Annotated in this window: 8 protein-coding genes; 2 read left to right on the top strand and 6 right to left on the bottom strand. The window is 47.7% G+C overall.

Features of this window, described 5'->3' with window-relative positions:
- Positions 1-70 precede the first annotated feature (70 nt).
- The 3 genes from epsC to AC6ESP_RS01905 form a co-directional block, all read right to left on the bottom strand.
- On the bottom strand, positions 71-1,015 hold the full coding sequence (gene epsC / locus AC6ESP_RS01915) for a serine O-acetyltransferase EpsC (RefSeq protein ID WP_497094961.1): 945 nt from the start codon (positions 1,013-1,015) through the stop codon (positions 71-73).
- Positions 1,016-1,072: 57 nt separating this feature from the next.
- Positions 1,073-2,908 (bottom strand): UbiD family decarboxylase, encoded by a 1,836-nt coding sequence (locus tag AC6ESP_RS01910; RefSeq protein WP_497094960.1) that lies wholly within the window; start codon positions 2,906-2,908, stop codon positions 1,073-1,075.
- Between the two features lie 312 nt (positions 2,909-3,220).
- On the bottom strand, positions 3,221-4,651 hold the full coding sequence (locus AC6ESP_RS01905; protein ID WP_497094959.1) for an NAD(P)-binding domain-containing protein: 1,431 nt from the start codon (positions 4,649-4,651) through the stop codon (positions 3,221-3,223).
- 409 nt (positions 4,652-5,060) lie between these two features.
- On the opposite strand from AC6ESP_RS01905, the gene AC6ESP_RS01900 reads away from it, so the two are divergent.
- Positions 5,061-6,152 carry a low temperature requirement protein A gene (locus AC6ESP_RS01900; RefSeq protein ID WP_497095010.1) on the top strand — a complete coding sequence of 364 codons (1,092 nt, stop codon included), beginning with the start codon at positions 5,061-5,063 and terminating at the stop codon, positions 6,150-6,152.
- Positions 6,153-6,610: 458 nt separating this feature from the next.
- Here AC6ESP_RS01900 and AC6ESP_RS01895 read toward each other — a convergent pair whose 3' ends face one another.
- The 3 genes from AC6ESP_RS01895 to AC6ESP_RS01885 all read right to left on the bottom strand — a co-directional run bounded on the left by AC6ESP_RS01895 (position 6,611) and on the right by AC6ESP_RS01885 (position 11,747).
- Positions 6,611-8,275 (bottom strand): type 2 periplasmic-binding domain-containing protein, encoded by a 1,665-nt coding sequence (locus AC6ESP_RS01895; RefSeq protein ID WP_497094958.1) that lies wholly within the window; start codon positions 8,273-8,275, stop codon positions 6,611-6,613.
- 108 nt (positions 8,276-8,383) lie between these two features.
- On the bottom strand, positions 8,384-9,991 hold the full coding sequence (locus AC6ESP_RS01890) for a response regulator transcription factor (protein WP_497094957.1): 1,608 nt from the start codon (positions 9,989-9,991) through the stop codon (positions 8,384-8,386).
- Positions 9,969-11,747, bottom strand: coding sequence for a sensor histidine kinase (locus tag AC6ESP_RS01885; protein WP_497094956.1), 1,779 nt, complete (start codon positions 11,745-11,747; stop codon positions 9,969-9,971). The genes AC6ESP_RS01890 and AC6ESP_RS01885 overlap by 23 nt, the downstream gene beginning before the upstream one ends.
- A 206-nt stretch (positions 11,748-11,953) precedes the next feature.
- Here AC6ESP_RS01885 and AC6ESP_RS01880 point away from each other — a divergent pair, with 206 nt between their 5' ends.
- Positions 11,954-12,904: an ABC transporter permease gene (locus tag AC6ESP_RS01880; RefSeq protein ID WP_497094955.1), complete on the top strand. Its 951-nt coding sequence runs from the start codon at positions 11,954-11,956 to the stop codon at positions 12,902-12,904.
- Positions 12,905-12,973: the final 69 nt, after the last annotated feature.

The following is a 12,973-nucleotide window of genomic DNA, read 5'->3' as shown; positions in this document are numbered from 1 at the left end:
GACTCCCCCTATGCAGCAAAAAAATGGCGGGACAAGGGGTTAGCCCTGCTCCACCATCCAGCTATATCTATTAGATCATCCAATCGATAATTTCTTCCTGCTTAAGCTCCTGAGGAGCTCGTCCTCTTATTACAAGCTCAGGATTTTTCACAGTAACTCTCGCCCCTGCAGGAACCGATGTTGAGATAAATACATTACTTCCAATAACAACCTCTCGGCCTATAACCGTCTCGCCGCCTAAGATCGAAGCTCCGGAATATACGGTTACATCATCCTCCAGCGTCGGATGACGCTTGACACCATTCAAGGATTGTCCTCCTCTAGTTGATAGTGCGCCTAATGTCACACCATGATAAATCTTCACTCGATCACCAATGACCGTGGTTTCACCGATTACTACCCCTGTACCGTGATCAATGAAGAACCACGAACCGATAGTAGCGCCCGCATGAATATCGATCCCTGTTACGCTATGAGCATGCTCAGTCATCATACGAGGGAGCAGAGGAACGTTCAATACGTACAATTCGTGAGCCAATCGATACACACTGATCGCGAAGATGCCAGGGTAAGAGAAGATGATCTCATCTGTATCCTTGGCAGCAGGGTCCCCGTCATAGGCGCTTTGCACATCGGTTGCGAGTACAGCCCTAATCGCTGGAATTTTGCTCAGAAACTCATAGGTGATTTTCTCGCTCTCCGCTCTCACATTCCCATTGAAATCTGCTTGCTTGTGAGCATGATGACGCAAGACGCGCTCTATCTGTTCCGACAGCTTCTCATGAAGCTGAATCAGAACATCACCGATCCGATATTCCATCGTTTCGTGGCTTATATTTTGCTTGCCGAAATACCCTGGGAACAACAGCTCTCTAAGCAAGCTAATAATCTCAATAATCGTATCTGCATTAGGAAGCGTGTTGGAATCCAGTGAAATTGTAAGCGGCGTATCTCGGTGACTGGCTGCAATTCGGGTGACTAGACTATCGATCTGATTGTGAAAGGTATGGCTCATCATGATCTCCTTCTCTAACCGTTCTATAAATCTAACATAACCAAATTTCACTTACTTTTATTTGAGGCGTATATGACCCAGACTTGCACCTGACTTGAAGAATCGCTCAATGTTCCGCTCCACATCGGGATCAGCTACTAGTGGCGGTGCTTGATGCGGCTTGGTTCGAGCGTCAATGATCACATTATCGCAGCCCCAATGCTTATGCTCAATGGAGCTGTTCACGCCGTGAATGTCATGAGATGGATTGCTTCGTGTAAATGTAGCCCAGAGAAAGTTATCAACAGCCGCACTCATGAACTCGCTATCATCACATACGATGATCATCGGACATGAGGTAAGCTCGCCTTTGTCCTCAATAGCCTTACACATATGATCGATTTCCTGCTGAGCTTCGCCATAGCTTGTGAATGCTGACCCTTGCAGTGCAACAATACCTGGCATAATCATCTTAGCATGTCCAAAGCCGGGGAGCTCTTGCAGCTGCTCTGGCACCTCTAGACATAGCTCTCTTTGCTTCTCGCCTACTGCTGCGAATATGACCTTACTGCCCGTATTCAAGCCTGTTCCAGAATAATCAAGGGTATCTATTGTCGTATTGGTCTGAAAATGAATATCCCGACGGAGATTGATCCGCTCTAAAATATAGGTTAAAAAATCGACGACATGATGCGTACTTATGATCTGATTCTCTTCGGCCGTAATGAACATATACTTCGCTAGGCTCAATTGACCAGTCCCCAGTATCCGATTGGCAATAGTGAGTATTTCCGCAGGCTGCTTCACCTGCTGGTATGGCGTATAGCGTTCGCTGCCAATGGCGAACAGCAGAGGATGCACACCTGCTGCATCTACAGCATGGACTTCTTTGACCCCTGGAATTTCCTGCTTAACCGCTCCTCCAGTCAGCTCATGAATCAGCTCTCCGAACGACGTATCCTCCTGCGGCGGTCTGCCTACAACTGTGAAAGGGAAGATGGCATTAGGTCTAGCATACACTTTATGCACCCTCATCACAGGAAACGGATGCGTGAGGCTGTAATAGCCCAGATGATCGCCAAAAGGTCCTTCCGGCTTCGTCTCGCCAGGATGAATCTCGCCGGTAATGACGAAATCTGCATCATTGCTAATCGCATAGCCGTCCTCATAGCTGTAACCGAAGTGACGTCCTGCCAGCAAGCCTGCGAAGGTCATCTCACTCATCCCTTCGGGCAGAGGCATAACGGCAGACAGCGTATGGGCGGGAGGACCACCTACGAAGCAGCTGACCTTCAACGGTTTGCCTTGTCTATTCGCCTTGTCTTGGTGAATCCCAATCCCGCGATGAATCTGATAATGTATGCCTACTTCCTTGTTCAACTCATAGTCGTTCCCGCTAAGCTGTACACGGTACATGCCTAAGTTGGAATTCATGATACCAGGCTTCTCCGGGTCCTCTGAATAGACTTGAGGCAGTGTTACGAAAGCTCCGCCGTCCCCCTGCCAGTGTTTAATAAGAGGCAAGTCTGATATTTGAATTTCTTGAAACCCGGCAGGAATACTCGACTTCTTCACTGGCAGGGCTTTTCTAGCTGCGAGACCTGTTCCTATATATTTGAATGGATTATTGAGTGCTTTCATCGGATCATTACGCAATGCGATAACGTTCTGAGTCTTCTCCCAAGTATGTCGAAAAATAAACTTGCTGCGCTCAATCGTACCAAATAGATTGGATACGGCACGAAACTTTGAGCCTTTAACCTTCTCGAACAATAAAGCCGGCCCGCCCGCCTCATACACCTTCATATGAATGGCTGCCATTTCTAGATGAGGGTCTACTTCCTCATGAATACGAACCAAGTGCCCGTTCTTCTCCAAGTCGATTAAACATTGTTCCAAATTGCGATAGGTCATTGCTATACTCCAATCTCAAGACGGATGCGGGCATATCCCACTCTGCACGAGCATCCATCTATCATTATCATGTTAGGGTCAAGCCGATGGTTTGTCTTCCTATATTATCAATGAGGTTGAATCTAAGGTCAACCGCCTCCATTAACGCAATAGCAGCCGGAAGCAACGATTGTGTGACAGTCCCATTCCTTACCGTATAGGCGAACGTCCACCATGATGAGCACGAAGCAAGCTGCAGCAACGAAATAGGGTGTCCCACAAGGTCTAATGACCTTGGGACACCCCATTAATAATCTATATTTGCGCGATCCCTTACACGACCTTATCTGCGCTTCGCTTCCATTCACCAACAAATTCAGGCTCATCATAAGCTAAGAAGTTATGAATAATTGCATCTCGATCGTCAAGGAACAGCTGATCCGCTACAGCAGTAACGAGCTTGGGAACAGCATTCCTCGTACCGGATATGGCGGAAGCCGATAATCCGCAGCTAGCTAGAGCTGAATAGTTGAATACATATAATCCATGAAGGAGCTTCGCCCCTTCTTCATCACGACCTTCGAACGCAAAGCCGGGACTAAGATAAGGATGAGCATCAAGCAGCTGATTGCTCGTCTCTGCTGGTGCCTTGTAACGATCACTCCACCGTGCGATATACCCTTCGACCAGCTGGAGCTCCGGACGCAGCGCGGGATCACTCAGTAGACCTGTACTTAAAATAAGAAAGTCGAAGGTGAATTTCCCTTGCGGCGTAGTGACCACTGCTCCCGCTTCAGTCTCTTCGACATCAAGCCATGGCGCACCTAGATGCAGCTGAAACCCGGGCCATGCTGCCGCACGTTCAAACGTATCATTCGTAGGTGGTTGATTGTATTTGAAGAAGTGAGAAATGGCTGCATATTTATCGGCATCTGAGAGCGTGTGGAAGCGCTCAATCATACCAGAGACCTCCATCTGGCGAATCGGGTTAACACTCGGCAGCTTGTCACGTCGTACGAACACATGGGCCTCGGCCACACCTTCTGTCAGTGCGTAATTCGCGTTGTCGAAGGCTGATGCCCCGCCCCCTAGTACAGCGACCTTTTTACCTTGCAGAGCCTTGAAATCAATACTCTCCGAGGTATGCGCATAGCGATGAGCAGGCAATTTCTCGGCTATCATAGGTGGTGTATGCCATTCCCCGCCTCCTTGAATGCCAGTTGCTAGAATGACCTTGCGTGCAAGCAGCAGACTCGCGGGCGCTCCAGCACCTTCGATGTGCAGGTGATGAATGCCGTCTGCTGCAGGCTCGATCAGCCTCAGCTTCACTTCATTAAGGACTGGAAGCTCAAGCACCTGACGATACCAGCGCAAGTATTTCATCCATTCGCCTCGCGGTATTTTGTCGAGCTGCTCCCAGCTCTTCTGCCCGAACTGCGCCTCCCACCATGAGCGGAAGGTTAGAGATGGAATGCCGAGATCGATAGAGGTCAAATGCTTCGGTGTTCGCAGCGTTACCATACGTGCGTAGGTTTCCCAAGGTCCCTCATAGCCTTCAACGTTCTCATCCAATACAAGTATGTTAGAGATTCTCTCACGTAAGAAGCCGAATGCTGCTCCTAAACCGCTTTGACCGCCGCCAACGATGATGACATCATACACATGCCCTTCAGGATAATCCACCTGCCGTACCCAATCCGCGCCTCCGTAAGCGAGATAAGAGAGATCCGTATTTACTCGTTCGTTTAGTTCCGCTATGCTCATGATTCCTCATACCTTTCCGCAGTTTACTCTCAGTCAACAATGCTATTGCTGGTATTATACTCGCCTGCTAGATTGTTTTGAAGTTCATGGCATGTTTCTTGTCATGAGAACTAAAAAAATCCCACTTAATTGTTTGAGATGCCAAACATTTAGCAATAAACGCGCTTTCCCCCTCACTAATAGCCTAAATTCATGTGAGGTTTCACGACAAGAATAAGAGCAGATGATTAGAAATAGTGCCTTACATATATGTGTATGCCAGCATGAGTAGATCGTATGATCCCCAAGACATTCTAGGCTCATAACGCAAGTTCTGCTATGATACGATTAGAGCGAATAGTTGCATGATGCTGCTGATTCCAGCCCACACAACTGTACGAATATCATCGAGAGGAGATACATAAGCTTGATACCCGAAAAAAAGGTCACATGGCTGGAGCTGTTTTATGATTTATTGTTTGTAGCTGCTGTATCCAAGGCGACTCATGTGCTATTGCATGTAGAGCACAGCAGTATATCTATTGAGCATCTGGCTAAGTTTATTCTGATCTTCATACCGATCTGGTGGGCATGGGTCGGACAGACCGTCTACAACAATCGATTCGGTGAGGATCGAACAACACATCGCATCTTTATGATTGTGCAATTGTTTTTTGTTCTCATTATGACAGCCAGTCTTAACGTGGATTTTGATGCTAATTACGTACCGTTCTTTATTGGCTATATCGGCTTACGAGGCTTGACTGCGGTTCAATACTTAGTAACAGCACGCAGAGGAGCTGGCCATAAGCAGACAACGGCTCATTTTCTAGGCACTTATTTCTGGCTCGGAATAGCCGTCTCCTGCTGCTCCCTTCTGTTCGATTCGTGGATTCGATATGCAGTACTGTATGCGGGTATTGCACTTGATATCCTTGTACCCCTTATTGGCCGCCACAAATTGATGAGAGCGCCTATTCATACGGCCCATTTGCTAGAGCGCTTCGCGCTGTTCACACTTATCCTGCTTGGCGAGTCGGTTATCAGCACGTTGTCTGTCCTGCAAGCCAGTCACTTCACAGGCTCGTCTATTCTTTTTGCTGCGATGGCTTTCGTGCTCGTCATTGCCATATGGTGGCAGTATTTCGAGAATGTAGAGAAGCATGTGGATAAATCAAGGCAAACGGCGGGGCAGACGATTATTTACGGACATCTGTTCATCTATGGCTCACTGAGCATGATTGCCGCTTCTATACAGCTGATGACTGTTGAGGATATTAGCTATCTGTTCATCGTATCCTTTACTTTCAGCTCCATACTTATCTACTTCTTGTCCGTTATGTTCGTGCTGTATCGGTATCGGTTCGCTCATCTGAAGCCAACCTTAACGATCATTGCCTTATTGACAGGCCTGCTCTGTGCATTGTTCGTTGTTGATCTCATCTTCACGGTATCCCCGCTTGTTCTACTGGCAGAGATCATGCTGTTCTTCATCGTATTCGCTAGAGCAACCTATAAGTAATAAGCTGTCTAGCGAGTACCGCTAAAAAGGAAAAATGGCGCCACAGATCTAATATCTGTGGCGCCATTTCTCGTCTGTGGCCAACTGCGCGTGCGCTCTAGGCGGAGCAGATCGAATGATTACACACTCTCGGGTTCTTGCATCCGTCGAACGGACAAGGCGTGTCTCGGTCGAACTTCTGGTTGGTGGTACTTCTATTCAAACAAGGGTTGGCATCTTTTTATTTAAGCATTTCATGAACAGGCTAAGGGCAGACGGAGCAATTAAATGATTCTGGAGAAGCGTCAGCGGTCGCTTTTGCGAGGGGATTCCAACCTTACCTCCTTGATTCAAGGAATCCTCGAGCAATGGCGATTGGAAGAACATTTAATTGCGCAGACTGCTGTTTAGCCCAGATAAAAAAGGGGTGTCCCGTCGTCATTTTCATGACTTATGGGACACCCCCTTGTTTCAAAGGATTATTGGGATACAGATTTAAACCATTCGTTCACTTCTTGTGTAACTTGATCGCCGCCATTTGCTTTCCAGTTAGCTACGAACTCGTCGAATGCATCGACAGGCAATTTGCTGTAGATAATTTTGTTGAAGGTCTCCAGCTCAGATTGACGAAGCAGATTCCATTTCGTAATCATCGTAGGCGTTGCAGCGCCAGTGAAGTAATTTTGTTTGCGGATATCGATCTGAGACATAACAACCTGTGCTGCATACCAGTTCTCTGGCTTACGGAACTCAGCCTGCTTCTTCTCGTAAGGAGTCTCTGGCTCAGCGCCGCTCGCCAGCTTAACTAGCGATTCCATGTACATATTAGGAATACGTGCCGGTCCCGTAATGAATGGAAACTTATCGAAGAAGTCTGTGATCTTATCTTTGTCACTAGTAGGCTGACCGTCAACGATATCCCAGTCATAGCCTTGTGCAAAGCCATATTCATACTCGCTGCCTACTGCCGGGTTAGCAATATTCTCGAGCAGATAGTTGTAATACAGAATGATAGCTTCCGGATGCTCAGCATCTTTGTTGATCATGAAGCTGCTGTTCACGCCGGAGTTTTGCCATTTGGTACCGATAAGACCATCTGGTCCCGCAGGAACCGGATAAGCTTTATATTCCGAGCCCTTCACGTTTTTCAGAAGGTCTGGGGCCGGCCAGTCTGGAACCCAGTTCGCGCCTGGCAGAATGCCTGCGTTCCCCTTGGTCCACAGCTCAGCTGCTTTGTCTTCCGCCCATAGTGCGGAATCGGGATGAATGTAACCTTTCTCCATCCATTCCTGCAGCTTAGCAAGTGCTTGCTTTGCTCCCGGATTAACAGAGCCGTATTCCAGATTTCCATCTGCATCCTTATTCCATTGCTCGTGAACGGAACCATACGCTCCGAACAGCCAGTCAAGTCCACCCATCCATGTATTCGTAGCGTTTTTCAACGTAATAGCAAGCGGATACACATCTTTTGCAGCAAGTCCATCTGGATTTTCGTTTTTGAATTTATCCATAATAACTTCTAGATCAGCGATGGTTTTGGGCTGCTCCAGATTCAGCTTCTTCATCCAATCCTCGCGAAGCCATAGAAGCGTGTCATCATTGTCGGTATATTCCATAATTGGAAGGTTCCACTTCTTGCCATCCCTCGTGAATGGATACCATAGCTCAGGATTCTGTTCAGCATGCTCTTTCCACACTGGGCTTGCATACTTCTCGAACAGCTCATCAATCGGAATGAACTGCTCCGAATCAATTAGTTGGTTCGTCAGTACCGCATCTGTAGGCACCATAACGAAATCTGGCAGCTTCTCGCCTGATGTTAGTGCAAGCTGCAGCTGCTGCTTATATTGATCGCTGCCTGCCGGATACCAAGTGTCTTTGTGCTTAATACCAAGCGTCTCAAGCATCCATTTGTCATGAACGTTATTGTCCTTCGTTTCACCCTTGGTGTATTCTACCGGCATAATAACCGTACTAATCTCAATCGGCGGATCATATTTGCCTTTCTCGAATACAGCCTCGGCATCGGCACTCGAAGCGTTCGAGTTGTCCGAGCCAGCATTGTTACCTGTATTGCCACTGCAAGCTGACACGATGAGCATGATGATCGCTAAAGGCAGCCATACCTTGCTAAATTTCCCCATATTGTTTCTCCCCCTACGGTGTAAGATTGTTACAAGTGTTACTTTACCAACAGGCATAGGAGGTCATCTATAGGATTTTGTTAGTTTCCATAGGACTCTGTCATGTTGTTAATTTCTTTCTCGATATTCCTGCGGTGTAGCCCCGAATTGTCTTTTGAATACTTTGATGAAATAGGCGGGGTCCAAATAACCGATCTCTGCACTGATCTCATATACCTTCTTGTCGGTCGTCTTCAGCTTGTGGCAGGCGGTCTCCATTCGAAGCCGAGACACATATTCACTTACGCCTTCCCCAGTCTCGATCTTGTACAGCTTGGACAGATGCGTGGGATGGAGGTTCACATGATCAGCCAGCGTTCTTAGCGACACGTCATGATGAAGATTCAGCTCGACGTACCTCTGGATTTTTTTCACATACACAGAACGACTATCCTTCACATCATTAGACAGCCCTTCCTTCAGCTTACTCAAGCCTCCAAGTGCCCAGCTTCTAAGCTTAGGGATAGTGGCAAAGGCTTCTCCACTCTGTATGAGCTCCATCTCGCTTCCGAGCAATTCCGCTAGCGTATGTCCGTTGCGATGGGCAAAATGCGAATAGGAGGAAGCGATAATATAGCCTGTCTCCAGACAATGCTCCCATGACTCGGACCATCTGTCATCAAGCTCTTCGAATACATCATGCAATTTCTGCTCTGCCTCTTCCCAGCGCCCAGCCTCGAGCAGATTCTTCAGATCCGGCGGCGCCTGAATGACGTCAAGCGGACCTTGCGACAAGCGGCTGTTCAGCTCTCCCGCACGAATGACGAACTCCTTCTCATCGCCAACAATCTGCCTGAAATAGGCAAGAGCATGACTGTAACGATCAGGAAGCCGATGCGGGAAATCGAAGAAATCTGTCGTGACAATGGACAAGGAGCCTTTCAAGAAATGCTTGACCTTCGATTGCAGCTGCATCGCCGACTTTTCAAGAAGCGTATCCCTGCCCACAGCTGGAGCATCGTCTCTGAATTGAATCAGAAAGGCAAGATAACCGTGCTCCTCCTTAACGCCCCATACATGAGCAAATTCTCCGATAATCTCCTCAGCCATGTTAATAATGGCATATTCCATAAGCTGCTGACCGTTGTTGCGGTATTGACCGAATTCCTCCTCCATACGGACGAGCATGAGGGCACATTCGCCAAATCGGAATGGCAGATCGTAGCTGCTGAGCTTCCTGTTCCACTCATCAGCAGACAGCTTCTCCCCGCGCAGGGCGCTTAGCAGCATTTGACTTCGCAGGAGCGGCAGATTCTCTCTCAGCATAAATTCCGTCCGCTCCTGCGAGCTGACACTCTCCCATTCTGTCCTTACCTGCTCTACGGCCGACTTCACTGCTCCGAGCAATTCAGCGTCAGTCGGCGGTTTGAGCAAATAATCCACCACCTGATGGCGAAGCGCCTCCTTCGTATATTCAAAGTCCGAATAACCTGATAGTACAATGCATTTAATTCTTTGATCCCGTTCACGAATTTTACCGATCAATTCGATTCCCGTCATCTCCGGCATGAGTACATCAGAGATCACAATGTCGATCGGATGCGTTTCTAGAATTTGCAGAGCTTCCTGCGCGGAATACGCTCTATGGACTTGTTCAATGCCCAGCGTATGCCAAGGCTTGTTCATAGACAGGTTGTCCACCCAATGGGCTTCATCATCCACGATGATCATTTGCATGCGGCCGCTCTCCTTCTCGCTTGTTTGGTCGTAGTTGCTCTAAGCTTGCCCCATGCTCCCACATGAGTAAGGTGCGAAGGCCACCCAGCTCTGACTTTGCGAAGCTGATCTGTGATTGACCCCCGTATTGATGAATAATTCGTTGATTCGTATTCCAGAAGCCATACCCCATATCTTCCTGCAGAGGCTCTCGCATGGAACGATTCATTTGGGCCAGCAGCTCATCCGTCATTCCTGGGCCATCGTCTTCCACATACAAATGAGCTAATCCTTCCGACATTTCGCCGATAATCCGAATTTCACCTGAGGTGTAAGTCTTGCCAACCCCATGTATGACGGCATTCTCGACGATTGGCTGCAGGATTAGCCGCGGAACCTCTAGCTTCAGCATCTCGTCAGAAATATCGATGGAATAATGAATGCGGCCGTTGCGCAGCTTCTGAATGTCCAAGTAATTGATGATAAGCTGAACCTCTTCATTCAGCGTTGCCATCGGGCGCTCCAGACGCGTCATATAGCGGTAATAGGAGCTTAAATTATGCCCCATCGATACGACTGCCTCTTCATCCTTCATTTGAGCCATATTAATCATATATCCAATGCAATTGTACAAGAAATGCGGATTAATCTGGGCCTGCAATTGCTTAAGCGTCGCTTCACGAGCCAGAAGCTTCTCGTTCAATACATTCTCAATCAAGCTCTGAATTTGCTGCGACATATCGTTGAACCGATAGAACAAGAATGAGAATTCATTGTTCACATTCGAATCGATTCGCACGGAGAAATCTCCCCGCTGTACGCTCTGCAAGCCGCGAATCAGCTTGCGGATCGGACGTTGAACGTTCCTATACAGCAGCACAGACGAGGAAATTCCGACAACGAAGAGCAGTGCCATCGCCAAGTAGAATAGATTCCGGCTAGACGATATAGGTCCCATTATCTGATCCAGCGGTACAATATCAACCAAATACCACTCCAAATAAAGTGATTTCACAGCACTTATCAAATAGCTGTTGCCATCAAGCGTCACGACCTCCTGCACCGTCGTACCATCCAGCGGTTCATCAGCAAGGTAACGAACCAGCTCACTAGTCAGCTCCTTGTCCGCGGTTTGGTTCAGAATCGGTGCAGCTCCCTTATGGTAGAACAGCGGATCGCCCTGTCCGCCCTCTTTGTAGCTATCCAGCATATTCTGTATGTTCTCGTGCTCGAAGCTGGCCTGCACAATCAGATTGCTTCCACTCAGCGTCCCCTGCTGCTCGAACGAATCGGTATAAAACCAATGGAATGCATTCTTCTTCAGATCTGGTCCAATCTTCTCCTCACCATCGCCATAAGTCCAACTCCCGGAGACGTTACGGCTCAGATACTCCTCATCATACGTCACCATACTGGACGAATTCGAGATCGCGTCTTTGTTCTGCTGTGAATAGACCGTGAATGTAACTGGCCAAATGTTCGTGATCCCTGATTGCAGCATCATCTTCTCTTGAATGACATATCTGGTCTGCATGGTGTCATAAACGTCATCCCAAATGTTCAAGCCGTTGAACTTGCGGACATTCGGGTCCCTCGAGAACGTTACAACAAAATCCATCGTCTGATTAATCCGTGAATCAAGCTGGCTGGATAGAAAAGAAAGCTGCTTGATGTTCGAAGCCTTGAGCTCCTTATCCAGAATGTGGGACGAGACTCCATTCGAATAGGTGAAAAAGACCGTAATCGGAATAAATAATAACAGGATCAAACCATTCATTTTAGCAAATAAACTGTACCTTGCGCTAAATTTTTTTCTAAAAAAGCGAATAAGTCGGTTCATAATCATTCCCCCAGATCATTTCCCTAACAAAACCCTATCGATCCTAACAATGTCTTATAGTTCGATCAGCCCTTGCGTTGCTATTATTAATAGCAGGGCTTCGCCTCATTTACAATTGAGATTTTATGGAACGGGAGAGAGCTATGGACGAAATTACTGTACAAGATGTCAACCTCAAGGCTGCCCGGAGAACGAAAAAAACAAAAAGGTCCAGAACACCGTGGGTGCTGCATTTCATGGTGCTGCCTGCCGCGCTGCTGGTCTTCGTATTCTCCTACCTGCCCATGTCGGGCATTATTCTAGCCTTTCAAGACTATAAGGCATCACTTGGATTCACCGGGTCACCATTCGTCGGCCTGAAGCATTTCCGCTACATGTTCGAGAATGAGTATTTTCTCAAAATCATTGGGAATACGCTCATCTTTGCTTGTTCCAAGATTATATTGAACTTAATCATCCCCTTCACGTTCGCTTTATTATTGAATGAAGTACGGAACATGGGGTTCAAGCGGTCTATCCAGACGCTCGTCTATCTGCCCCATTTCTTATCTTGGGTCACTCTCGGGGGAATCTTGATCGACTTGCTCTCCCAGACCGGTATCGTGAACCAGTTCCTGACTTCCTTGTTCGGCATTAAGCCTATCTTCTTCTTAGGTGATGGCACTTGGTTCAGACTCACAATCATATTCAGTGATGTCTGGAAGGAATTCGGCTTCAACACGATTATATTCCTAGCAGCACTATCCGGCATTAATCCAGCGCTGTACGAGGCTGCGGAGGTCGACGGTGCTAGCCGCTGGAAGCAGACGATGTTCATTACGATCCCATCACTTATTCCGATGCTTATCGTAGTTGCAACGCTTGCGCTTGGTAACGTGCTTAACGCGAACTTCGACCAGGTGTTCAACCTGTACAGCCCGATGATCTATCAGCAAGGCGATATCATCGACACCTTCGTCTATCGAGAAGGCTTGCTCAGCGGTCAGTTCAGCTTCGCAACTGCCGTCAGCTTGTTCAAATCGATGATCAGCTTAATTCTAATCGTGGTTTCCTACCGACTCGCTTACAAATATGCAGGATACCGCATCTTCTAGCTTGATTAGAACGAGGGCATGAGGCAAATCAGCAGCTGTCCTCGTCTGATCTCCATACGAACGCATTGT

This window comes from Paenibacillus xinjiangensis, from assembly GCF_059686975.1.
The sequence above is the reverse complement of the archived record's forward strand: the minus strand, read 5'-3'. Positions and strand labels throughout refer to the sequence as shown.